19 protein-coding genes are annotated in these 24,418 nt (G+C 70.6%); 11 read left to right on the forward strand and 8 right to left on the reverse strand.

What is annotated here, in order from left to right; genetic code table 11:
- Window positions 1-147: 147 nt before the first annotated feature.
- Both DLJ59_RS14810 and DLJ59_RS14815 read left to right on the forward strand, forming a co-directional pair.
- Window positions 148-1,227 (forward strand): phosphotransferase family protein, encoded by a 1,080-nt coding sequence (locus tag DLJ59_RS14810; protein ID WP_124773083.1) that lies wholly within the window; start codon window positions 148-150, stop codon window positions 1,225-1,227.
- Window positions 1,227-2,438, forward strand: coding sequence for an acyl-CoA dehydrogenase family protein (locus DLJ59_RS14815; protein WP_124773084.1), 1,212 nt, complete (start codon window positions 1,227-1,229; stop codon window positions 2,436-2,438). The genes DLJ59_RS14810 and DLJ59_RS14815 overlap by 1 nt, the downstream gene beginning before the upstream one ends.
- 18 nt (window positions 2,439-2,456) lie before the next feature.
- Here DLJ59_RS14815 and DLJ59_RS14820 read toward each other — a convergent pair whose 3' ends face one another.
- The 6 genes from DLJ59_RS14820 to DLJ59_RS14845 form a co-directional block, all read right to left on the reverse strand.
- Entirely contained in the window at window positions 2,457-3,503 is a 1,047-nt protein-coding gene (locus DLJ59_RS14820) for a LacI family DNA-binding transcriptional regulator (RefSeq protein ID WP_030336160.1), read from the reverse strand.
- 82 nt (window positions 3,504-3,585) lie between these two features.
- Window positions 3,586-5,007, reverse strand: a complete 1,422-nt coding sequence (locus DLJ59_RS14825) for a GH1 family beta-glucosidase (protein WP_124773085.1) — start codon at window positions 5,005-5,007, stop codon at window positions 3,586-3,588.
- Window positions 5,004-5,846: a carbohydrate ABC transporter permease gene (locus DLJ59_RS14830; RefSeq protein ID WP_124773086.1), complete on the reverse strand. Its 843-nt coding sequence runs from the start codon at window positions 5,844-5,846 to the stop codon at window positions 5,004-5,006. The genes DLJ59_RS14825 and DLJ59_RS14830 overlap by 4 nt, the downstream gene beginning before the upstream one ends.
- 10 nt (window positions 5,847-5,856) lie before the next feature.
- Entirely contained in the window at window positions 5,857-6,828 is a 972-nt protein-coding gene (locus DLJ59_RS14835; RefSeq protein ID WP_124773087.1) for a carbohydrate ABC transporter permease, read from the reverse strand.
- Window positions 6,829-6,937: 109 nt separating this feature from the next.
- Window positions 6,938-8,227 (reverse strand): ABC transporter substrate-binding protein, encoded by a 1,290-nt coding sequence (locus tag DLJ59_RS14840; RefSeq protein ID WP_124773088.1) that lies wholly within the window; start codon window positions 8,225-8,227, stop codon window positions 6,938-6,940.
- 245 nt (window positions 8,228-8,472) lie between these two features.
- Complete coding sequence (locus DLJ59_RS14845; protein WP_124773089.1) at window positions 8,473-9,036, reverse strand: plasmid pRiA4b ORF-3 family protein; 564 nt, start codon at window positions 9,034-9,036, stop codon at window positions 8,473-8,475.
- 150 nt (window positions 9,037-9,186) lie between these two features.
- Here DLJ59_RS14845 and DLJ59_RS14850 point away from each other — a divergent pair, with 150 nt between their 5' ends.
- The 9 genes from DLJ59_RS14850 (at window position 9,187) to DLJ59_RS14890 (ending at window position 19,818) form a co-directional block, all read left to right on the forward strand.
- A complete protein-coding gene (locus DLJ59_RS14850; protein WP_124773090.1) occupies window positions 9,187-9,933 on the forward strand; it encodes a pyrimidine reductase family protein in 747 nt (248 codons plus the stop codon).
- 148 nt (window positions 9,934-10,081) lie between these two features.
- Window positions 10,082-11,836, forward strand: coding sequence for an ATP-binding protein (locus DLJ59_RS14855; RefSeq protein WP_124773091.1), 1,755 nt, complete (start codon window positions 10,082-10,084; stop codon window positions 11,834-11,836).
- Window positions 11,837-11,854: 18 nt separating this feature from the next.
- On the forward strand, window positions 11,855-13,003 hold the full coding sequence (locus DLJ59_RS14860) for an exonuclease SbcCD subunit D (protein WP_124773092.1): 1,149 nt from the start codon (window positions 11,855-11,857) through the stop codon (window positions 13,001-13,003).
- Window positions 13,003-15,477 carry an AAA family ATPase gene (locus DLJ59_RS14865; RefSeq protein ID WP_124773093.1) on the forward strand — a complete coding sequence of 825 codons (2,475 nt, stop codon included), beginning with the start codon at window positions 13,003-13,005 and terminating at the stop codon, window positions 15,475-15,477. The genes DLJ59_RS14860 and DLJ59_RS14865 overlap by 1 nt, the downstream gene beginning before the upstream one ends.
- Window positions 15,478-15,532: 55 nt before the next feature.
- Entirely contained in the window at window positions 15,533-16,492 is a 960-nt protein-coding gene (locus DLJ59_RS14870; RefSeq protein WP_124773094.1) for a hypothetical protein, read from the forward strand.
- Between the two features lie 18 nt (window positions 16,493-16,510).
- Window positions 16,511-17,368, forward strand: coding sequence for a spermidine synthase (locus tag DLJ59_RS14875; protein ID WP_124773095.1), 858 nt, complete (start codon window positions 16,511-16,513; stop codon window positions 17,366-17,368).
- A gap of 126 nt (window positions 17,369-17,494) precedes the next feature.
- Complete coding sequence (locus DLJ59_RS14880) at window positions 17,495-18,187, forward strand: sigma-70 family RNA polymerase sigma factor (RefSeq protein ID WP_124773096.1); 693 nt, start codon at window positions 17,495-17,497, stop codon at window positions 18,185-18,187.
- Window positions 18,184-18,966: an anti-sigma factor family protein gene (locus DLJ59_RS14885; RefSeq protein WP_124773097.1), complete on the forward strand. Its 783-nt coding sequence runs from the start codon at window positions 18,184-18,186 to the stop codon at window positions 18,964-18,966. The genes DLJ59_RS14880 and DLJ59_RS14885 overlap by 4 nt, the downstream gene beginning before the upstream one ends.
- 204 nt (window positions 18,967-19,170) lie before the next feature.
- A complete protein-coding gene (locus tag DLJ59_RS14890; protein WP_124773098.1) occupies window positions 19,171-19,818 on the forward strand; it encodes a hypothetical protein in 648 nt (215 codons plus the stop codon).
- A 78-nt stretch (window positions 19,819-19,896) separates the two neighbouring features.
- Here the strand turns inward: DLJ59_RS14890 and DLJ59_RS14895 are convergent, their stop codons facing one another.
- Window positions 19,897-21,657, reverse strand: a complete 1,761-nt coding sequence (locus DLJ59_RS14895) for a stealth family protein (protein ID WP_208648697.1) — start codon at window positions 21,655-21,657, stop codon at window positions 19,897-19,899.
- Complete coding sequence (locus tag DLJ59_RS14900) at window positions 21,654-24,383, reverse strand: bifunctional glycosyltransferase/CDP-glycerol:glycerophosphate glycerophosphotransferase (RefSeq protein WP_158630835.1); 2,730 nt, start codon at window positions 24,381-24,383, stop codon at window positions 21,654-21,656. Before DLJ59_RS14900 ends, DLJ59_RS14895 begins: the two co-directional genes overlap by 4 nt.
- Window positions 24,384-24,418: the final 35 nt, after the last annotated feature.

Below are 24,418 nucleotides of genomic sequence, written 5' to 3' on the forward strand. Positions count from 1 at the left end.
TCTAGGCAGTTGCCGGAAAGATGGGGATTATCCGCCATGGCGGCTCAGTCGACGGCGGCGCTACGTCCGAGCGGTCGAACCCCTCCCGACGACGCGTCCAGTGAATCTGACCTTGACAACGTGAACGAGCTGCCATCAACTGGTCGGATGAGTGATCCGGCCGTCGATGCGTCGCGGCCGGAGGCCGTTCCCGTCTCACCAGCGGGTCTGGCCCTGGACCGGCTCGCCGACTATCTGGCCCGGCACCGACCCGAGTTGGCCACCGGGCCGTTGCACGCCCAGCTGATCGCCGGCGGCAAATCCAACCTCACCTACCTGCTGCGCCTCGGCGACCGTGAGGTCGTGCTGCGCCGCCCCCCGCTGGGGCACGTGCTGGCGACAGCGCACGACATGGCCCGCGAGTTCCGGGTCATCTCGGCGCTGGCCCCGACCGAGGTGCCGGTGCCCGGCGCGCTGCTGCTCTGCACCGACCCCGACGTCCTCGGTGCCCCGTTCTACCTGATGGAACGGATGCCCGGCGAGGTGTTCCGCACCCGCGCGCAGACCGACCCGCTGGGCGACGAGCGCCGCCGGGCCCTCGCCATGGCGATGATGGACACGCTCGCCGCGCTGCACACCGTTGAGCCGTCCACCGTCGGGTTGGCTGACTTCGGCCGCCCCGAGGGCTACCTCGCCCGGCAGGTGCGCCGCTGGGCCGGGCAGCTCGACCGCTCCCGCAGCCGCCCACTGCCCGGCATCGACGAGCTGCGTGACCTGCTCGCGGCGACCGCCCCGGAAGGCGCCAACGCCGGCCGGATCGTGCACGGCGACTACCGGCTGGACAACCTCCTCGCCTCGGCCGACCCGGTCGCCGTGCACGCGGTGCTCGACTGGGAGATGGCCACCCTCGGTGACCCCCTCGCCGACCTGGGGCTGCTGCTGACGTACTGGGACGTGCTCGGCGGCAGCGACACCGCCGCGGGCAACCCCGTCGCCGACGGGCTCGGCCCCCGCGCCGGCTTCCCCACCGGCAGCGAACTGATCGACAGGTACGCCGGGCGCAGCGACGTCGACGTCGGGCCACTGCACTGGCACGTGGCGCTGGGCTGTTTCAAACTCGCTGTCATCTGCGAGGGCATCCACTACCGCCACACGCTCGGGCAGACGCTCGGCGAGGGCTTCGACCGGATCGGCGAGATGGTGGCACCGCTGGTCACGCACGGGCTGACCGCCGCCAGGGAGCGGTGATGGACTTCTCATACGACACCCGGACCGAGGAGCTGCGCGACGAGCTGACCCGGTTCCTGACCGAACACGTCTACCCGGCCGAGGCCGTGCACGCCGAGCAGGTGGCCGCCGGAGACCCGTGGTCGCGTACCCCGGTGCTGACCGAACTGAAGGCGGAGGCCCGCAAGCGCGGCCTGTGGAACCTCTTCCTGCCCGACCCGCGCTACGGCGCCGGCCTGACCAACCTTCAGTACGCTCCCCTGGCCGAGCTGACCGGGCGCAGCCCGCACCTCGCCCCGGAGGCGGTCAACTGCGCGGCACCGGACACCGGCAACATGGAGTTGCTGGCCGAGTTCGGCTCGGACGCGCAGCGGGAGCGCTGGCTCATGCCGCTGCTGGAGGGTGAGATTCGCTCCGCGTTCTGCATGACCGAGCCGGACGTCGCCTCCTCCGACGCCACCAACATCGCCACCCGGATCACCCGCGACGGCGACGAGTACGTGATCAACGGGCGAAAGTGGTGGTCGTCCGGAGCGATGGACCCGCGCTGCGAGATCTTCATCGTGATGGGCAAGACCGACCCCACCGCCGACCGGCACCGCCAGCAGAGCATGGTGCTGGTCCCCCGGGACACCCCGGGGGTGACGGTGCGCCGGGGCATGACCGTCTTCGGCTACACCGACGGTTCCCACGGCGGGCACGCCGAGATCGACTTCACCGACGTCCGGGTGCCGGCGGAGAATCTGATCGGCGCCGAGGGCACCGGCTTCGCCATCGCCCAGGCCCGGCTCGGCCCGGGTCGCATCCACCACTGCATGCGATTAATCGGAATGGCTGAGCGGGCATTGGAGCTGCTCTGCCGCCGGGCCAACGAACGGATCGCGTTCGGCCGATCGCTGGCCGAGCAGGGCGTGGTCCGGGAGTGGATCGCCGAGTCCCGGGTCCGCATCGAGCAGGCCCGGCTGCTGGTGCTCAAGACGGCCTGGCTGATGGACACCGTCGGCAACAAGGGCGCGCACACCGAGATCCAAGCCATCAAAATCGGCACGCCGGCGATGGCGGAGTGGGTGATCGACAAGGCCATCCAGGGGCACGGCGGCGCCGGCGTCAGCCAGGACACGCCGCTGGCCGCCCTCTGGGCGCAGACCCGCACCCTGCGCCTCGCCGACGGCCCCGACGAGGTGCACCGCAACTCCCTGGCCAAGCGGGAACTCCGCCGCTGGGCCCGGTAACCCCCCAGGGGGTGGGGGTCAGGCGGAGGCCCGGTGGACCAGTTGGGTGTCCAGGAGGATGTGGGAGGCGGGTAGCTCCTCGCCACGGATCCGGGCCACCAGCAGGCGTGCCATCTGCCGGCCCATCTCCTCCACCGGCTGGAAGACCGTGGTCAGCGGCGGCTCCGCCTGTCGGGCGATCGTCGCGTCGTCGAACCCGATCACCGCGACGTCGCGCGGCACCCGCCGGCCGGCCTCGCGCAGGGTACGCAGCGCGCCGAACGCCATCAGGTCGGAGGCGACGAACACCGCGTCCAGGTCCGGGCAGACGTCCAGCAGCCGACGCATGCCGGCCGCGCCGCTGCCCTCGCTGAAGTCGCCGTACGCGATCAGGTCGGGGTTGACGCTGGCCCCGGTGGCCTTGACCGCCTCGGTGTAGCCGGCCAACCGGGCCAGACCGGCGCCCATGTCCTGCGGACCGGCGATGGTGGCGACGCGTCGCCGCCCCTGCCCCGTCAGATACTCCACCGCCTGCCGGGCCCCGCCAACGTTGTCCACGTCGACAAACCAGGCCGGTTGGGCTCCGGGTTGCAGCATGCGGGCGGGCCGACCGCCGAGCACGGCGGGCAGGCCGCGCTCCTCCAGCAACGTCGGCAGCGGGTCGGAGTCGTGCAACGACAACAGCAGGACGCCGTCGACGTGCTGGTTGGTGAGGTGGTGCTCGACCCGCTCCCGTTCCACCGGCGACTGCGCCATGGCCAGCCAGAGCTGCATGGGCGTCTCCAGCAGCCCGGAGCTGATCCCCCGCACGATCGAGGCGAAGAACGGCTCGGTGAAGACCCGCTCGCCGGATTCGGACACCACCAGCGCGACCGAGTCGGTCCGCTGGGTGACGAGCGCACGGGCGGCCCGGTTCGGCACGTACCCCAGCTCGGCGATGGCCTGTTGGACCGCGGCCCGGGCCTCCGGGCTGACCTGGGGCGAGCCGTTGACCACGCGGGAGACCGTGCCCCGACCGACGCCGGCACGCGCCGCGACCGCGTCGAGGGTCGGGCGCCCGAGCGACCGGGTGCGCTGCGTTGTCATCGTCTGCTCCTCCGACGGCGGGCGGACCCGGCGCCACCTGCGAGAGGTGGACGCCGGGGCCGTCCTGATGGCTGGCCCGAGCCTATTGTGCGGCCAGACCGTTGCGCCGGATCACCGAGGCGTACCACTTGGCGCTGGACTTGGGAGTGCGGACCTGGCTGTCATAGTCGACGTGGATCATGCCGAATCGCTTGGTGTAACCCCAGGCCCACTCGAAATTATCCAACAACGACCAGGCAAAGTATCCCCGCAGGGGCACCCCGGCGTCGATCGCCTCGTGGGCGGCGCGCAGGTGTGCGTCGAAGTAGGCCAGCCGATCGACGTCGTCGACCTGCCCGTCGACCACCGAGTCGACGAACGCGGAACCGTTTTCGGTGACGTACAAGGGCAGGTCGGTGTAGCCGTGCACCCGACGCAGCGTCTCGGTCAGGCCCGGGGCGTCGATCTCCCAGCCCATGTCGGTGACCGGAACGCCGCGGGTGACGAACCGGACGTCCTCGCTGCCCGGCCAGCACGACGGGGCCGGGTCGGCCTCGACGCCCTCGACCGGTGCGGCGACCACGTGCCGGCTGTAGTAGTTGACCCCGACCAGGTCCAGCGGCGTGGAGATGGTCGCCAGGTCGCCGTCGCGCACGTGGTCGAAGTCGGTCACCGTGCTGAGGTCGGCCACCAGGTCCTCCGGGTACGACCCGCGCAGCAGCGGGTCCAGGAAAAACCGGTTGGCCAACCCGTCGATCCGCCGGGCCGCGTCGACGTCGGCGGAGGTGTCGCTGGCCGGGTCGACCGGATAGAGGTTGACGGTCACGCCCACCTCGGCGCCCGGCCGGGCGGCCCGCAACGCCTGCACGGCCAGGCCGTGCCCGAGCATCAGGTGATGGCCGGCGCGTACCGCGTCCGCTCCGTTGGTGCGGCCGGGCGCGTGCACACCGGAGCCGTAGCCGAGGAACGCTGAGCACCACGGCTCGTTCAGCGTGGTCCAGTAACGCACCCGGTCACCGAGCGCGTCGGCCATCACTGTCGTGTAGTCGGCGAACCGGGCCGCGGTGTCCCGGACCGGCCAACCGCCGGCGTCTTCCAGCGGCTGCGGCAGATCCCAGTGGTAGAGGGTCAGCCACGGCTCGATGCCGTTGGCCAGCAACTCGTCGACCAGCCGGCGGTAGAAGTCCAACCCCTGCGGGTTGACCGCACCTCTGCCGCCGGGCTGCACCCGGGACCAGGAGACCGAGAAACGGTACGACTTCAGGCCCAGCTCGGCCATCAGCGCGACGTCCTCGCCGAGGCGGTGGTAGTGGTCGCACGCCACATCCCCGGTGTGCCCGGCGACGACCCGGCCCTCGGTGTGGCTGAAGGTGTCCCAGATCGACGGGGCGCGGCCGTCCTCGGCCGCCGCCCCCTCGATCTGGTACGCCGCCGTCGCGGCCCCCCAGAGGAAGCCGGGTGGAAAGGTCAGCCCGGAGCGCTCGTCGAGGACGTCGACGGCGGGTGGGCTGGCGGGGTTGCTCACGACTTGACGGCACCTTCCATGATCCCGCCAATGATCTGGCGGCCGAACACGAGGAAAACGATCACCAGGGGGATGGTGCCGATCGCCGTGGCGGCGAACACCTGGGAGTAGTCGGTGTAGTAGGCGTACGAGAGGAAGGAGAGCGAGACCTGCAGGGTCGGGTTCTCCGGGGTGAGGATGGCGTACGGCCAGAGGAACGAGTTCCAGGTCTCCATGAAGGTCAGCAGACCGAGGACGCCGGCGGCGGGACGCAGTGCGGGCAGCACGATGCTCCAGTAGATCCGGAACGTGCTGGCGCCGTCGACCCGGCCGGCCTCGATCAGCTCGTCGGAGATCGCCTGGCTGGCGTACTGCCGCATCATGAACACGCCGAAGGCGGTGACCAGGAACGGCACGGTGACCGCGTAGAGGGTGTCGTACCACCCGAGGTCCTGCATCATGCCCCAGAGCGGGATGAGCCCCATCTGGGTCGGGATCATCATGGTGACGATGATCGCCAGCAGGAGGGCGTTGCTGCCGCGGAACTTCAGCTTGGCGAAGGCGAACCCGGCCAGCGAACCGGTGAGCACCACCGAGACGGTCACCACCGAGGAGACGATGATCGAGTTCATCATGCCGGTGAGGAAGTTGGCGGCGTCGTTGTCGAGCACCCGCCCGAAGTTGTCACCGAACGCGCCACCGGGGGTCAGCGGCGGCGGCACGTCGTTGATGTTGTCCAGGCTGCGGGTGCCGATCACCAGCATGTAGTAGAACGGGTAGATCGACAGCAGTGCCGCCAGGAGGAGTGCCAGGTACGTCAGCGGGCTGGTGCGCCACAGGCGCTGGGAAGCCGAGATCATCGATCTCTCCTCACTTCGCCGAGCGGCGGACGAGTAGGAAGTTGAACAGCGACACCACGATGATGATCATGAAGATCGCCCAGGCGATCGCAGCTCCGTAGCCGGCGGTGTTCAGGTTCACGATGCCCATCTCGTACATGTACATGGCCAGCGTCTGGAACTCCCGCTGGTTGCCGCCGATGATGTTGCCGTTACCGAAGAGCAGCGGCTCGGTGAAGAGCTGCATGCCGCCGATCGTGGACAGGATGACCACGAAGATGAAGGTGGGCTTGAGCATGGGCAGGGTGATCTGCCAGAACTGTCGCCACGGACCGGCACCGTCGATCTCCGCGGCCTCGTAGAGGTCCTTCGGGATCGCCTGCATTCCGGCGAGCAGGATCAGGGTGTTGTACCCGGTCCACCGCCAGTTGACCATGGAGGAGATGGCCGTCCAGGAACTCCACCGGTGCCCGTCCCAGTCCACCGGGTCGACACCGACGAAGCTGAGCAGCCAGTTGAACAGGCCGAACTCCCGCTGGAACAGCATCCCGAAGACGATCGCGACCGCGGCCACCGACACCACGTTCGGCATGAAGATGGCCATCCGGAAGAAGGTCTTGGCGCGCAGCAAGGACCGGTTGAGCAGGTTCGCCAGGAAGAGGGCGAGCAACAACTGCGGGATGGTCGACAGGGCGAAGATGCCGAACGTGTTGACCAGCGCGTTCCAGAAGTACTCGTCCGACACCAGCCGGGTGTAGTTGTCGAAACCGATGAACGAGTGCTCGCCGATCATGTCCCAGTCGTGCAGCGACATCCAGGCGGTGCGCAGCATCGGGTACAGCCCGAATACGCCGAAGATCAGGAAGAACGGTGCGATGTAGAGGTACGGCGAGTACTTGACATCGAGGCGGTTGAGTAACCTTCCCCGTCGACGTCGCCGAGAGACGTCGGGCGAAGGCGGTGCTGCTGGCGACGGCCGTGCCGTCGTGGCCGACAGGCTCATGCGAATTTCCTTTTCCGGCGAGGCCCGGGGGCCCTCGCGCAGGGCGCTACGCGGAGGGGACCGGCCGGTGGCGTCCGGGAAGCCCCGAACGCCACCGGCAGGGAATCACTCAGAAGGCACCCTGAGTCTTTGCGTCCTTCGTGAACTGCTCCCAGGCCTTGTTCTTGTCGGCCTGCCCGTTCTCGAACGCCCGCAGGGCCGGCTCGAGCGCGTTCTCCTTCACCGCCTGGTGCTTCGGACCCAGGTAGATCGGCTGGATCTTGGCGACGCTCTCCCCGAAGATCTTGCCGGTCGGCGCGTTGCTGAAGTACTCGTTGGTGTAGCCGAGGAAGGCCTCGTTCTTCAGCGCCTCCAGGTTGGTGGGCAGCGGGCCCTTGAGCTTGAAGGCCTCCACCTGGCTCTTGGCGTTGGTCAGGTACTCGGCGAGCTTCGCCGCCTCCGTCGGGTACTTGCTCTGCGCCGGAACCGCGAGCCACGAACCGCCCCAGTTACCGCCGCCACCCGGCACGGCCGCGACATCCCACTTGCCCTTGTTGGCGGGACCGGAGTTGTCCGCCACGATGCCGAGCATCCACGACGGGCAGAAGGTGGCCGCGAAGGTGCCCTGCTTGAAGCCACCCGACCACTCCGGCGACCAGGTCGACGCCTTGGCGGAGATGTCCGCCATCGACGTGGCAGTCTCCCAGGCGTTCTTCACCGCGGGGCTGGTGTCCGCGATGATGTTGTCTTCCTTGTCGTAGAACAGGTCACCGTTGCCCTGGAAGAGCACACCGTTGGAGACGGCGGTGATCGAGTCGATGAACGCCTTGCCGCCGCTGCCCTGCTTGTACTTCAGACCGGCGTCGTGGAAGCCCTTCCAGTCCGGCCAGAGCGCCGACACCTGGTCGCGCTCGGTGGGCAGGCCGGCCGCCTGGAACAGGTCCTTGCGGTAGCAGACGGCGAGGCTGCCGACGTCGGTCGGCAGGCCGATCAACCGGCCGTCCTGTGCCTTGCCCAGCTCCCACTTCCAGGGCAGGTATTCCTTCGAGTGGTCCGCGACCAGCGGGCTGAGGTCGGCCCAGTTGCGCGGGTTGGGCTTGAACTCGTTGAGGATGCCCTCTTCCAGGGCGGTGACGTCCGCCGCGCCCTTGCCGGTGGCCAGGTAGCGGACCAGCTTCGGCCGGTACTCACCGAGCTGCGCGGTCTTGCGCAGCTCGACCTTGATGCCGGTGTCCTTCTCGTACTGCTTGACGAGCTCGTCGTAGCCCATCTCGCCGAAGGTGTCGACGACCAGCTTGGCCGGCTTCTCGCCGGCTGCCGGCTTCTCGTCGTCTTTGCCGCAGGCCGCGAGACCGCCGATTGCGGTGATCGCGGCCAGGGCAGCGGCCGCTAGGCGGGTACGCCGCGTGGTGACACTCATGCGCTGACCCCTCATTTCCGGTGGTGAGGCTGGATGGGTGTGGTGGGGGGTGCCCGTCGCGCCAGGCCGGGGTCCGTGAGTGAGCCACGCCACCTCCGGGAGCGCTCCCATGAGATTGCCGCCGGGTAACGGGAGTGTCAATAGGGCGATGGGAGCGTTCCCAGATCGTTACCGCTGATCACTCGGGCAACAGGCGCCCCAGCGGCACCGTCCGGCAGGGCGGCTCAGCAGAACGGGAGCGCTGCTCAGCAGAAGCGGCGTAGGAGGGTGGTCGCCCGGTCCGGGTCGAAGCCGGACGGATCGAAGGCGGAACCCGCCCAGTCGCGCAGCATCGCGTGACGAGGGTTGACCAGGTCCCCCGCGCCGGTCTCGTCGTCCAGGGCCTCCAGTAGCGCCTGGTAGCCCAACGGCCCGCCGATACCCTCCGGCGGGCAGGCCCGCTCGCCGGCCAGACAGACCGGGTACCGCTCGTCGGGGTCGGCGGTCAGCGCGTCCTCCACGACCAGGTCATGCTCCCACCAGTCGCCGAAGTCGTATGTGTAGGAGAACCGGCTGCCCTTGCCGAGCACCGCGTCGAGCCGCACGTCCAACTCGTCGCGCAGCGCCAACTCGCCGTCCGGGTCGGGCTCGCCGTACTGCATCGCGTCGATCTCGAACGAGTGCAGGTGGCAGTCCCGCCAACCCATCGCGTGCTGCACCACCCGGTGCAGCCGGTCCAGCGTGTAGCCGGCCGGCACGAGCACCCGGCGCCACACCGGCGGGCGGGTCCCGGCGAGGGACATCTTCAGCTGGAAGATCTGACGCGGCATGCTGTCCTGTCCTCCCGCGGCTTAGGCTGCGAGCATGATCTGCCGAGCGTGCCGGGCCCGGCGACACGACGACTGCCCGGGCCGGAACTGGTGCGACTGCCAGCACCGTACCGCCGAACCCACCCCTCCGGTCACCGGTCCGGCCGGCGAATGACCGTCGGAATTCCGATCCGACGGCTCTGGCCCGAACCGTCGACGCAGCCCCTCGACGACACCGAGCTGACTGCCCTCTACGGCCGCGCCGACCAGCCCCGACTGCGGGTGAACTTCGTGACCAGCCTGGACGGCGCGGTCAGCGTGGACGGCTACTCCGCCGGGCTCTCCGGCGAGCCGGACAAACGGGTGTTCGGCCTGCTGCGGATGGCCTGCGACGCCCTGGTGGTGGCCGCCGGCACGCTGCGTCACGAGGGGTACCGGGCGGTCCGCCTCGACGAACGCCGCCGCGCCTGGCGCCGCGCCAACGGACTGGCCGAGTACCCCACGCTGGTGGTCGTCTCCGGTTCGCTCGACCTGGACCCGGCGCAGGCCGCCTTCGCCGACGCGCCGACCCGACCGCTCGTGCTCACCCACGCCGCCGCCGAGCCGCCACCCGGCCTGACCGACGTGGCCGACCTGCTGCGCTGCGGCACCGACCGGGTCGACCTGGCCGCCGGCCTCGCCGAACTGCACCGACGCGGGCTCACCCAACTGCTCTGCGAGGGCGGCCCGCACCTGTTCGGCGCGCTCACCGCCGCCGACCTGGTCGACGAGCTGTGCCTGACCATCGCACCGCTGCTCGCCGGCCCCGGCCCCGGCCGGATCACCGCCGGCGACACCGCGCCGCACCGACACCTGCCGTTGCGCCACGTGCTCGCCGCCGACGACGGCGTCCTCCTGCTCCGCCACGCCCGCCAGTAACCCGCCGTCGTCCGGCCACATACCCACCGTCGTCAGTGTGACGGCGCATGGTGTCGTCCGCCGCGTCGCGTGGCGACCTGTCGTACTCCTCGGGCAGGATGCACGTCATGCGCGCTGACCGTGATGCCCGAGCGACAGGGGTCGCCCGATGACCGACGCCGACCTCGACAGTCCTGGCGAGGCGGTTGGGCGGGTGTTGGGCACCGCCGACGCCACCCCGTTGCAGTTCTGGACGGCAGTGGCGCCCGGCAGTTATCTCCAGCTCGACGACGTGGTGGTCACCCGGCGCGAGCTGCCCGACCGGGAGCCGGTGACGATCGCCGGCGTGGTCACCCAGGTCCGCGCCCGGCACGAGGGCGCCCAGTTCGACTCCGACGTGTTCGCCATCGCCGACGGCACACTGCCCGCGATGGTGCAGGAGGCGGCCGAGGTCACCACCACCCGGGTCGATCCGGAGTTGTACGTGCCGCCGACCCCGGGCGCGGTGGTGCACCGGGCCGAGGGCGACGCCCGGGCGCGGGCGCTGCACTTCGACCGGATGGAGCGGCGCATCCCGATGGGGATGGGTCGCGACGGCGTCCCGGTCTATCTCAACGCCGACTTCCTCGACGGCAGCCGGGGCGCGCACGTCTCCATCTCCGGCATCTCCGGAGTGGCCACCAAGACCAGCTTCGCGACGTTCCTGCTCTACTCGGTCTTCCGCTCCGGAGTGCTCGGCGGCGACGCGGTGAACGCCAAGGCGCTGATCTTCAACGTCAAGGGCGAGGACCTGCTCTTCCTCGACCACCCGAACACCCGCCTGGACGAGCCCACCCGTGCGGCGTACGCGAAGCTCGGGTTGAGTGCCGGCGCGTTCCCCGACGTGCGGGTGTACGCCCCGCCCCGGGTCGGCGACGCGGCCGGCACGCCGGACGTGAGCAGCCGGCTCACCGGCGTCGACAGCTTCTACTGGACGCTGAGCGAGTTCTGCTCCGACCGCCTGCTGCCGTACGTGTTCGCCGACGCTGACGACGAGCGTCAGCAGTACACGATGGTGGTCCACTCGGTGGCCGCGCACCTGGCCCGCTACGCCCAGCCGGCCGACGGTGGGGTGAGCATCGACGGCGTGCGGCTCGGCTCCTACGGCGACCTGGTCGACCACATCGTCGACCAGCTCAACGACGACGAGACCCGCTCCGACTGGGCGGGCAGCGCGGTGGGTCTGGGCACCGTCAACGCGTTCGCCCGCCGGTTGATCGGCAGCAAGAAGGACCTGGCCCGGCTGATCCGTGGCGACCTGGCCACCCGCCGCCCCCACTCGATCAACACCAGCGAGTCGGCGCAGGTGACAGTGGTCGACCTGCACAACCTTCCCGATCGCGCGCAGCGGTTCGTGGTCGGTGTGACGCTGAAGAGCGAGTTCGAGCGCAAGGAGAAGTCCGGCACCGCCAAGCCACTGCTCTTCGTCGTCCTCGACGAGCTCAACAAGTACGCCCCCAGGGAGGGCTCCTCCCCCATCAAGGAGGTGCTGCTCGACATCGCCGAGCGGGGCCGCTCGCTCGGGGTGATCCTGATCGGCGCGCAGCAGACGGCGAGCGAGGTGGAGCGGCGGATCGTCACCAACTCGGCGATCCGGGTGGTCGGGCGGCTCGATCCGGCCGAGGCGTCCCGTCCGGAGTACGGTTTCCTGCCGCCCGCGCAGCGACAGCGGGCGTTGCTGGCCAAGCCGGGCACCATGTTCGTCAACCAGCCGGACATCCCGGTGCCGCTCTGCCTGGAGTTCCCGTTCCCGGCCTGGGCCACCCGGGTCTCCGAGGCGGGCCGGGCACCATCGGAGACGCTGCGCTCGATCACCCAGTCCGCCGACCCGTTCGCCGTGGTGGGCTCCGGCGGCGGCAGCACCGACGACGACATCCCGTTCTAGCTAAGGGCCAGCACAGCCATGAAGATCCTGCACACCTCCGACTGGCACGTGGGAAAGGTGCTCAAGGGGCAGTCCCGGTCCGACGAGCACAAGGCCGTGCTGGCCGGGGTGATCGAGATCGCCCGTGCCGAGCAGCCGGATCTGGTGATCGTCGCCGGTGACCTGTACGACACCGCCGCGCCCAGCTCGGAGGCGACCCGCCTGGTCACCCGGGCGTTGACGGCGCTTCGGCGGACCGGCGCGGACGTGGTGGCGATCGGTGGCAACCACGACAACGGGCCGGCGTTGGACGCGCTGCGCCCGTGGGCCGATGCCGCCGGCATCACGCTGCGCGGCGGGGTGCGGGAAAATCCGGACGAGCACATCATCGACGGCACCACCGCCGGTGGCGAGCGGTGGCGGCTGGCCGCGTTGCCGTTCCTGTCCCAGCGGTACGCGGTGCGCGCGTTGGAGATGTACGAGCTGACCGCCGCGGAGACCAACCAGACGTACGCCGACCACCTGGGCCGGGTGCTGGGGCGACTGACCGAGGGGTTCACCGAACCGGACCGGGTGCACCTGGTCACCGCGCACCTGACGGTGACCGGCGCGGCCACCGGTGGCGGCGAGCGCGACGCGCACACCGTGTTGGGTTACGCCGTGCCGGCCACCGTCTTCCCGGCCACCGCGCACTACGTGGCGCTTGGTCACCTGCACCGGGCGCAGCGGGTCGCCGGCCCCTGTCCGGTGCGGTACAGCGGCAGCCCGCTCGCTGTCGACTTCGGTGAGCAGGAGAACATCCCCTCGGTGACGATGGTCGAGGTGACGGCCAGCACCGCCGCCCGGGTGCGGGAGGTGCCGGTGACGGCGGCGAGCGCGCTGCGGACGGTGCGGGGCACCCTGGCCCAGCTCGCCGAAATCGAGGCACCGGACGCGTGGCTGCGGGTGTATGTGCGGGAGCAGCCCCGCGCCGGCCTGCGCGAGGAGGTTCAGGAGCTGCTCCCCCGGGCCCTGGAGATCCGGATCGACCCGGAGCTGTTGGCCGCGCCGGGCAGTGGCGCGCGCATCGCCCAGCGTTCGGGGCGGTCGCCCCGGGAGTTGTTCGCCGACTACCTGGACAGCCGGGGCCACGCCGACGAGGGTGTCCGGGAGCTCTTCGACGAGCTTTTCGAGGAGGTCGATCACTGATGCGCCCGATGCGGTTGGACATGGCCGGGTTCACTGTCTTCCGGGACGAGACCACAGTCGACTTCACCGACGCCGACTTCTTCGCGTTGATCGGCCCGACCGGTTCGGGTAAGTCCACGGTGCTGGACGCGATCTGCTTCGCCCTGTATGGCATGGTGCCCCGCTGGGGTGGGGCCCGGGGGCTGGCGAACGCGCTCGCGCCGTCGGCGACCGAGGCGCGGGTGCGGTTGGTCTTCGAGTCCGGCGGTGCCCGGTACGTGGCGACCCGGGTGGTCCGCCGGGACGGCCGGGGCAACGTGAAGACCGCGAACGCCGGGTTGCAGCTGATGCCGGCCGGCTTCGACGTGACCAAACTGGACACCGGTCTGAGCCCGGACGATCTCGGCGAGGTGGTGGCCGGCACCCCCGCCGAGATGGAGCAGGCGGTGCTGGAGGCGGTTGGGCTGCCGTACGAGCAGTTCACCAGCTGTGTGGTGCTGCCGCAGGGGCAGTTCGCCGATTTCCTGCACGCCAAGCCGGCGACCCGGCAACAGATCCTGGTCAACCTGTTGGGCCTCGGCGTCTACGAGGACGTGCAGAAGAAGGCGACGGCGCGTGCCGCGCAGGCGGAGGCCCGGCTGGAGGCGGTCGACCAGGTGCTCGCCGGGTTGACCGGGGTGGACGACGAGGCGTTGGCCGAGGTTGACGCCCGGGTCGACCGGATGGCCGAGCTGGCGGCCGCGGTGGCCGAGGCGGTGCCGGAGTTGGCGGCGGCCCGGGTCACCGCACGGGAGGCGGCGGCGGCGCTGACCGCCCTGGACGACGAGCTGACGGTGCTGACCGGAGTGCGGGCGCCGGGTGGGGTGACCGCTGTCGCGCGCGCGGTCACCGCGGCGCGGGCGGAGGCCGAGTCGGCGGTGACCGGGGTGTCGCTGGCCGAGGAGCGGGAGGAGAAGCTGCGCGGCGAGCTGGCCGGCGCCGGTGACGAGAGCGCGCTGCGACTGCTGCTGCGGGCGTACGACGATCGGGATCGGCTCTCCGACGAGGCCGACACGGTCCGCGCGGCGGTGCGCACGGCGAACGATGAGCACGCGGCCGCGGTGGCGGCCCTGGCTGCCGCCCGCGGGGTCGCCGAACGGGCCGAGGCCGAGTTGGAGGCGGCCTTCCGGGCGCACGAGGAGGCGAAGGCCACCGACCTGGCGGTGAGCCTGCGGGTGCATCTGCACGCCGGCGCGGCGTGCCCGGTGTGTGAGCAGCCGGTGGCCGAGGTGCCGGCGGTGCCGGCCGATTCGGCGGTGGCGGCCGCGACGGCGGCCGGCAAGGCGGCGCGGGCCGCGACCAAGGCCGCGCAGGCGACGGTGCAGCAGCGGGACGCGGCGGCGCGTGAGCTGGAGCGGCTGCTGGTGCAGGCGCGGGCCCGGCAGGAGCAGTTGGAGGCCCGGCTGGCCGAGCTGGACGGGCAGCTCTCCGGGGAGGCCGAGCCGGCCGCGCTGCGCCGGGAGTTGGCTGAGCACGCCCGGTTGCGGCGCGCGCTGGAGGAGGCGGCGACGGCGGTCCGGGCCGGCCGCGAGACCGCTCGCCAGGCCCGGGCCGGGGTGGATGCCGCCGAGGAGCGGCTGCGGGCGGCGTGGCGGGCCTTCGACTCCGCTCGGGACGGGTTGGCCCGGTTCGGCCCGCCGGCTACCGACCGGGATGATGTGGCCGCCGCGTGGGCGACGCTGACCGACTGGGCGACCAGCGAGGCGGACCGCCGCCGCGCCGACCGGGCCGGTCGGGCCGCCGCCGTGGCGGCGGCCGAGTCGGTGGCCGACGGGGTGCAGCGGGCCATCGCGGCCATCTTCGCCGCCGCCGACGTGCCGGTCGGGGACGACCCGGTGCACGCGGCGACGGTGGCGGTGGAGCGGGCCGAAGCCGACCGGCGGCGGCTGCACGAGCGTCGCGAGCAGGCCGGTGCGTTGCGCGAGCAGCGGGCGGGGCACGAGCGGGAGGCGCAGGTGGCGCGCGCGCTCGCCGGGCACCTGCGGGCCAACAACTTCGAGCGGTGGTTGCTGGCCGAGGCGTTGGATCTGCTTGTCGACGGTGCGTCGGGGATTCTGCGGGAGTTGTCCTCCGGGCAGTACGAGTTGGTGCACGACAAGGGCGAGTTCGTCGTGGTCGACCATCACGACGCGGGGCTGCGTCGGGGTGTGCGCACCCTTTCCGGCGGTGAGACGTTCCAGGCGTCGCTGGCGCTGGCGTTGGCGCTCTCCGAGCAGTTGGCCGGGATGTCCACCACGGCGGCGAGCCTGGAGTCGATCGTCCTGGACGAGGGTTTCGGCACGCTCGACGCCGCCACCCTGGACACGGTGGCGGCGACCCTGGAAAACCTGGCGGCCCGGGGCGATCGGATGGTCGGCGTGGTCACCCACGTGCCGGCGTTGGCCGAGCGGATCCCGGTCCGCTTCGAGGTGCGCAAGGACGCCCGCTCCGCGCGCGTGGAGCGGACGGGCCGGTGAACGCGAGGAGTGCAGCGCAGCGGAGCCCCGCAGTCGCGAACGAAGGGCCAGCTCGGTGAGTGACGCCGCGTTCTTCGTGGATTCGTGGGATCCGGCGTACGGGGCGTCGTTCGAGGCGTCCGCCTCCGGGCCGGCCGCGCCGAGCAGCGCCCAGGTCGACGCGGATGTGGAGTTGCCCGCCGTGGACTGGCGGGCGATCGGGGTACGCGCCGGGGTGCGGGCACCGGACGTGGTGTTGCTGGTCGACGGGGTTCGCCGGATCGACGCGAGCATCTGGACGGCCGAGACCGACGGCGGATCGTTCCCCGGGTTGGCCGCCTCGTACGCGGCCGGGGTGGTCCGCTGTGACCTGGGCCGGGGTGCGGCGCAGCTGGCGGGCACCCGGGTCGGTCGGGGTCTGTTCACGGCGAGCCCGTCGGCGCAGGATGTGGTGGCGGGCGCGATCCGTTACCCGGTGCACCGGGTGGGTGGCACCGGTGAGTTGGCGAAGCTGCCGGCCGCCGTGCAGGGTCCGCTGACCGCGTTGGAGGTGGCGGTGTCCGACTCGGCCCGGGTCGACGGTGACCTGTTGGTGGTGGACGGCCCGTTGCGCAGTCGTCGGCAGTTGCCGCGCACCCTGGGCTACATCAAGACGCAGCACAGTCAGTACCTGGATGCCCGGTTGACCGCCGTGGTGACCGGGATGGCGTCGGGTGAGCGGTCGCCGGTGTTCCGGCTCGGCACCGCCTGGGGTGGTTGGTCGTGGTATTTGCGGCTGCCGGTGGCGATCGGTGCGCCGTGGGCGGGCATCGTGCGGGTGGAGTGCTCCGCCGATCTGCCGGTCGAGGCGGCGATCGAGCTGGCCGACCTGTCGCTGGTCACGCTGCCACGCTTCGCGTCCACCCCGTACAAGGATCCTCGTGCCCCGCAGAACCTGATCCCGATCGCTGGCCTGGAGCGTCGACTGCGGGCCCTGCTCGGTGATTCCCGGCTGCTGCACCGCGCGTTGACCGCAGCGGCCCGCGCCGCCCGTTGAACGCGGATACTGGTTCCGGTGGGGCGTAAACGGGCGGGTGACCGGGTGGTCGAGCAGGTGGACACCGGGCTGGCGGAGCTGGTGCCGGATCCGGATCGGGCCGGCTCGTGGACGCTGCTGTTGGACGGGGCGCCGCAGTCGCACGTCGACCTGACCGACCCCACTCACCTGGAGTTCGAGTACGTGCGTCGGCTGGCTGCCGCCGTGGATCTGATCGCGCCGTCCGGTGCGCCGCTGCGGGTGCTGCATCTGGGTGGTGGCGCCCTGACCCTGCCCCGGTACGTCTCCGCCACCCGTCCCGGGTCGACCCAGCGGGTGTCCGAGGTGGACGGCGCGCTGGTGGAGTTGGTTCGTCGGGCATTGCCGTGGCCGTCCGACCCTCGGTTGCGGGTTCGGGTGGAGGACGCCCGGGCGGTGCTGGCGTCCACTCGGGAGGCCAGTTACGACGTGGTGGTCGCCGACGTGTTCGCCGGTGCGCGTACCCCGGCCCACCTCACGTCGGTGGAATACGCGGCCGAGGTGGCCCGGGTGCTGCGTCCCGCCGGTTGGTACCTGGCGAACCTGGCCGACGGCCCGCCGCTGCGGCACGCCCGTGGGCAGGTCGCCACTGTCCGGTCGGTGCTGCCGCAGGCGTGTCTGGTCGGGGACGCGGCGGTGTTGCGCGGGCGTCGGTACGGAAATTTGGTGCTGGTCGCGGGGCGGTCCACCCCGCCGGTGCCGGAGCTGACCAGACGCGCCGCCGGCGACTGGTTTCCCGGCCGGGTGGTGGCCGGCGACGAACTGGACCGCTTCGCCAGTGGCGCGCAGGTCGTGCGGGACGCCGACGCGACGGGCTCCGATCCGCCACCGCCGGGACTGTTCTCGGTACGCCGCTGATCGTCCACTGATCGGCGGCGCAGAAGTTTTTTTCGCCGTTTGTTGATCCGTTGGGGCTGGTGCTGCGTACCACCGGGCGGCCCGCTTCGTGGGCCGGCGTTGGTCACGGAGATCCCGGAGGTCTGCATGCACGCGGTGGCGGCCGGTTGGCATGGCGACGCGGTACGCGCTGACTGGTTGTCGGCTCGACCCTCGTCACGGTCAACGTCGTCTGCCCGGGGGGTCGACGCACGCGCGACGCCTCGCCAGAATGGTCCGGTGACGCCGCGACCGGCGCCCGGGCGCCATCAGGCGACGTCAACCGAGGCCAGCCACTCCGACCAGTTGATCCGTCAGCTCTACGCCGAGCATGCCGGTCCGTTGCTGATGTTCGTCATGCGCCTCACCGGGGGGGACCGGCAGCGCGCGGAGGACATCGTCCAGGAGACGCTGCTGCGGGCCTGGCGCAACGCGCACCGCCTGGGCACTCAGGGGCAGGGATCGTTGCGGCCGTGGTTGGTCACGGTGGCCCGCCGCATCGCCATCGACGAGCACCGCAGCCAGGAGGCCCGGCCGCCGGAGACGTACGACCGGGACCTGACCGCGTTCGCCGAGGCGGACAGCACCGACCGGGTGCTGCGCACCATGACGGTGGCGGACGCGCTGCGTACGCTGAGTCAGTCGCACCGGGAGATTCTGATCTCGACGTACTTCCGGGGGCGGACGGTGCCGGAGGCCGCGGAGGAGTTGGGCCTGCCGCTGGGCACCGCCAAGTCGAGGGTCTACTACGCGCTGCGCGCGCTGCGCACGGCTCTGCAGGAGCGGGGGGTGACAGAATGAGCCGGCCGGACCACATGGATGTCGCGGCGTACGCGCTCGGTGTGCTCGACGAGCAGGACACTGAGCGGTTCGAGGAGCATCTCGCCACCTGCTGGGCGTGCGCGGCCGAGTTGGAGACGATGGTGCCGGTGGTCGGGTTGCTCTCCGACATCGACGGCGAGACGATGATGGCGCTGGAGCAGACGGCGACGGACCCGGCCCTGCTGGATCGGACGCTCGGCGCGGTCCGGGCCGACCGGCGGCGTACCCGGTTTCGTCAGATGCTCGCGACGGCCGCCGCGGTGGTGGTCTTCGGCGGTTTGAGCGGGTACGGCTTCGTCAGCGTGACCGGCAACGAGCAGCCGCCGGGGGTGCTCGCCGAGTCGACGCCGAGCGCGCCCAACGACCCGCCGACGAGTGTGCCGACAGCCGCGCCGAGCGGCCCGGGTGTGGGCGGCACCGAGGTGGAGGGCGACCAGGTCGAGGCGACCGATCCGACCACCGGTGTGCAGACCACCATGTTCCTGGTGACCAAGGACTACGGCACCCGGATCAATTTCAGCCTGCGGAAGCTGCCCGGCCCGCGCATCTGTCGGCTGGTGGTGGTGCGCAAGAACGGCAGCACCGAGGTCATCTCCAGTTGGTCGGTGCCGGATGGCGGTTATGGCACCAACACCCGACCGCAGGGTCTGGAGTTGAGTGCCTCGACGTCGGCGCTGCCGGCTGACATCAAGCAGCTCCAGGTGCAGTCGGTGGATGCCGACGGGGTGGCGAGCACGCTGGTCACCGTACCTTTGTAAGCGCTCCTACCGCATCGGCGTCGGTCATTGTGACAATGGCCGGCGCCGATCTGTTGTTGCGTGAACTGTCCTCTCGCCGGGGCGTACGCGTCGCGGGCGGAAACGGTTCAATCGGTTCACGTGAAATTGACCACTGTTACTCCTTCAACCTTGACAGCCTGCCGGCCGTACCAATGGGTGAACTGTCAAGAATGAGGAGGGCACGTGGCACAGATGAAGCGGACCGTCATCGTCGCGAGCGCGATGGTCGCACTAACGGCCTGCGCTCCCGCGGGTTACGACGGGGCGAACTCGAGCGCGGCCGAGCCGGTCGCCGTCGCCGCGGCCGAGCCCACCGCGACGGTTGAGCCTGAGGTTTCGGCGTCCGCGGAGGCGCCGGCCGCCGACGCCCCGCCCGCCGACGTCGACCTGACCGAGAAGCTGGTCGGTAAGAGTGTCGCCCGGATGGGCAAGGTGGTCACCGACCAGGACGGCTGGATCCTGTACCGCTTCGACAAGGACACCGCCGACCCGCCGTCGTCGAACTGTGTCGACAAGTGCGCCGAGGTGTGGCCCCCGGCACTGACCGACGGCAACCCGGAGCTCACCGGCGTCTCCGACGACAAGGTCAGCAGCGTGACCCGGCAGGACGGCACCCGTCAGCTCACCGTCGGCGGCTGGCCGGTCTACCGCTACATCGGTGACAAGAAGCCCGGCCAGTGGAAGGGCCAGGCTGTCGGTGGCACCTGGTTCGTGGTCCAGCCGGACGGCAAGAAGAACCTGAGCTGCCTGCCCAAGGGCACCCCGAAGGCGGTCGCACCGCCGTCGGACAGCGGCTCGGACGACGCCGGCGGTTCGGGCTACTCGTACTGAGCCCGATCGCCCGCGAGGGCACGGTGGTCGGTCGTCGCCGGGGAGGGCGCGGCCGGCCACCGTCGTGTCCGGGGTGGGTCAGGCCCGTTCCCACGGGCTCGGCACCGGGAAGTACGTCTCCAGGAACGGGACGAGCAGCGCCATCTGCGCGTCGAGGTCCTCCTCGACGGAGAACGCGTCGTTCAGGCAGAACACCTGCCGATCCCGACGGGCGAGCAGGTGCGCCAACCGGGCTGGTGTGTCCGGGTGGGACAGTTCGGCGATGGTGTACCGCAGGTCCCCCGGTGCCGCCCGACCGGTGTGGAACGCGTAGTAGTGGTGCAGCGACGAGGCGACCGACAGGTCGTCCATGCTGCGGAACTGACTGGCCGCGGTCCGCCCGTACTGCTGCGGGAACGTCTGCTCGATCTCCTGGAGCACGCTACGCCGCAGCGCGTGCGGCATGTGTTTCATCTTCTGGGTCAGCACGGTGCCGAACCGCTCCGCGATCAACGCCCGGTTGTTCTTCCCGGCCGCCGACGACGGGATGTCCCCGGCTCTGGATGGACCCGGCGGCACCAGCGCCGGCGAGGGGAAGAACCGCGAGATGCCGTTGGCCAGGAAGAAGTCCTGCGGCAGCACCTCGGTGCCGAGGAAGACGTCGTCGTTGAAGTACAGGAAGTGTTCGGAGAGCCCGTCGATGTGGTGCAGTTGACTCTCGATGGCGTGCGAGTTGTACGTCGGCAGCACCGTCGGGTCGGTGAAGATCTCCCGGTGGCTGACCACCCGCAGCCCGCTGGCGGACGGGTCCAGCCACGCCGGCACCTGGTCGTCGGTCACCAGGTAGACGTGGCGTACCCACGGCGCGAAGAGGTGCAGCGACCGGAGCGAGTAGCGCAGCTCGTCGCGGCTGAGGAAGCGGGCCGCGCTCGCCGCCTCCGCGTGGTACGGCACCCCGGCCACCTCGGCCCGTCGGCGTAGCCAGGCCGGGTCGGTGCCGTCGACCCAGGTGTAGACCACGTCGACCGGGAACTGCACGTCGTCGGGTCGGGGCGCGGCGAACTCCGGACGGGTCCAGGCGGTCGCGGGCGCGGAGGCGGACGCCAAACCGGTGAACCGCGATTCCGGTACGAGGACCAGCGGCGCCGCCACCGTCACCTCCTCGGCGACCGGGTTGCGCCGAGGCGCGACGAGGGTGTCGCCCTCCCGGGTCCAGAACTCGACGTCGCACCCGTACTCCTGCCCCAGCACCAGCCGGCGACGCGGATCGGTCCAGTACCAGGTCAGTCGGAGCACCGGGGCGTTCGCCAGGTGATCCCAGGTCTTCGTCTCGAACCCGGCAGCCGGTTGCCCGGTGCTGCCCGGCACCGAGACGTAGCCGGGGACCCGACCGCAGGCCGCGGCGAGCGCGGCACACGCCTGCGCGCGGTACGTGGCCTCGACAGCCACCACCGAGGAGCGGTGGGACTCCCCCCGCACCCGGAAATGGGGTACGCCGGCCTCGTCGAGCGCCGCCGTCACCGTCTGCAGATTCTCCAACCGGACCCGCAGGGGCGTGACTGCCGCGCCGGTCCGGGCCACCCGGGGCCCCCGGTCGGCGGTGACGACCAGCCGGTCCGCGCCGGCCAGCAACTCCGGCTGGCGGCGGGCCAGCCGCTCGCCCCGCCGCTCGGAGAGGTTGCCGTCCCGGGCGGCCCGGGCAACCCACTGCTTCAGCTGGTGCCGGGCCCGGGGGCTCACCTTCGTCGCGATGGCGCGGCGGGTCTGCGGGCTCAACACCCGGCGGTACACCTCCACCAGCCCGGAGGGTTCGGCCAGTGCCCGGGGCGGCTCGCCCGGGGTGGGCGTCGGTCCGGTCACTGTTGCGGGCCCGGCAGCGCCGCGATGGCCGCCGCCACCCGCTGCGAGTTGTTCTGGTCCTGGACTGCGAAGAAGTCGGCCGCCCGGCGCGAGTACTCCTCCTCGCGGACGCACCCGCTCTCCAGGTAGCTCAGGATCGCCTTCACGGTCTCCTCCGCGGTCTCACACACCGGGCCGAACCCGTGCTCCTTGTGCTCGAAGTAGCCCTTACGGTAGCCCCCGATCGAGAAGTACTCCTCCTTGTCGAAGTGCGCGTAGATCAAGGGCGTGCCGAGGTACGCGACATCGAAAGCAGTGGACGAGTAGTCGGTGATGAACAGGTCACACTGCCGCAGGGCGTCCTGGACGCTGCGCTGCGTCTGGTCCACCACCGCGAAGGCGGGGTCCGCCGGCACCATCGCCGTCGAGACACTGCGCATCTCGTAGTGCGGCAGGAACTCCAGGGTGTAGCCGTGCCGCCGCAGGCTGAGCCGCAACTCCTCGCTACCGAACAACTCGCTCAGGAAGAGTGCGTACCCGGAGGTGTCGAACGGGAACCGGGGGCGCAGCGACGGGTTGTAGGACGGGCTGACCAGGTAGCTGCGCCAGGTGGGCATCAGCAGAATTCGCCGCCCACCCCGGTCCGGAACCAGTGCGTCGAAGCGCGGGAAGCCCAGCCGCTGGGCCGCGTCGCCGTAGTCGAACTGCTTCGACACGTACTCGGCCTCCTGACCGGCTGCCGCGACGAAGAGGTCGACGCCGGTCTTGGCCCGGTGCAACCCGCCGCTGACGTCCTTGTCCGTGACGCCGTGCTGGAGGAAGACGCGGGCTGGGCCGATCCGCCAGTTGAGGTGCTTCAGGTACTGCCCGCGCTCCCAGGTGGACGGCAGCATGTACGAGTCGATGTCGTACGAGTTGATCAACTTGGTGGCATGGAGCATGAGGAACTTGTGCCGGAACGAGTCGTACTTGACGACGTTGCCGAGCCCACTCAGCCGCTCCCGGTCCGGGCTGTCGCTGGCGATCACGTAATAGGCATTCCGTCGGCGCTCGACCTTACGGAGGTGCCGGAACAGGTGCCAGGAGTTGTCCTGTGCGGTGTCCTTACGCTCCCCGACAAGCCAGACGTCGCGCCCGCGCATGAACGGCTCGGTGAGCAGACGCAGCAGGCGTTGCTTCCAGAAGGGTCGGCGGGACACGACGTGTCGCAGGTCCTTGCGCACCAGCATCCGGTGCCAGCGGCGGCGACCTTCGGCGCCGCTGGCGCGCTGTACGAGCAGTGTGGCGTTCTCCCGACCGGCGAAGCCCGGCAGGATGCGGGTGTCCCCGGAGCGCTTCATCGGGGCGTCGCGCAGGTATGCCGCGCTGATCAGACATTGCCGGGACGCCTGCCCGGTCTCGGTCAGGAAGACCAGCCGCAGCAGGTGGTTTCCGGTGCGCAACTGCGCGACGGGCACCTCGGCCGCAAAACCGGACCATTCCCTGCTGTCGTCGGCGGACTTCAGATCGCTGCGCCGCTCCAGCGTGGCGGGCACGGTCAGCTTGCCGCCCCGCAGCCGCAACGCCAGCGGAGTACGGATCGGCCGGTGCATGGGCAGCCCGTTGATCTGCACGTGCCCGGACACCTTCAGGGCTTCCCCGGACTCGGTCAGCCGCACCTGCTCCAGCCGTACGGAGACAGCGCTCACCCGGGTCAGCGGAAGCAGGGCAGGCGTCACCGGGTAGTCGAGGTGCAGCTCGCCACCGCAGGCGACGACACCGTGCACCCGCTCCCACGGACGCGCGAACAGGTCGAAGTCATACGACTTGAAGGCGAGGTAGGCGACGCGGTGCCGGGTGTCGGCGGTCCAACGGGCGATGAAGGCCGCGTCGATGTCCTGGTAGATCTGGGTGCATTTCTCGAAGATCCGCCACAGCGCGGCGTCGTCGAAGAGGGTGTGCGCCCTCATCGCGAAGCCCTGGTAGCTGCGCACCAGGAAGCGTTCCAGCACCTCCCGGCGGAACACGTCCAGCTCGGGCCGCAGGTTGGCGAGTGTTTCGCACAGTTCCAGGTGATCCCAGTAGTTCTGCTCCCGGATGAACAGGTTGTCCATGATGGAGCTGCCGGACTCCCGGCGACGGTAGTTGTAGACGACGCTGTCCACCAGTGCGATGCGCTCGGCCTTGAGCAGCATCGGGATGGCCAGGAAGGCGTCCTCGAAGTGGACGCCCTCGCGGAACCGCAGGCCGTGCTGACGCAGCTGGGCCAGGTCGTACAGCTTGTGGCACGGGCCCGCGTCGAAGATCAGCTCCGGTGCGTCGACGACGCTCTCCAGCAGCCGATCGCCCTTGCCGAATGGCTTCTTCCAGAGGAAGGCGGTCCGCTTCGGGAAGGTGTCCATGTCGCCGATGGAGATGCTCGCCTTGTTGGCGACGATCGCGGTGAGCAGCACCTCGATGGCTCGCGGCGGCAGCAGGTCGTCGGAGTCGACGAACGCCACGTACGGGGTGTCGGCCAGGTCGAGGGCGAGGTTGCGGGCCGCCCCCGGTCCGCTGTTGCGCTGTTGCAGGGCGGTCACGTTCGGGTGTTCCGCCGCGAACTGCTTGGCCAGCAGGTCGGAGCCGTCGGTGCTGCCGTCGTCGACCAGGATGACGTGACACTGGGAGAAGACGGTCTGCGCCGCGATCGACTGGAGTGTCTCGGGCAGGTAGTCCTCGACGTTGTAGACCGGAACGATGATCGTGACCTGCGGGGCGGGGTCTACCACTCTGGACTCCACGGGAAAGGGTGCGGGAAACGCGG

The sequence above is a fragment of the Micromonospora inaquosa genome (assembly GCF_003857055.1).
In the GTDB taxonomy this organism is placed as follows: Bacteria; Actinomycetota; Actinomycetes; order Mycobacteriales; family Micromonosporaceae; genus Micromonospora; species Micromonospora inaquosa.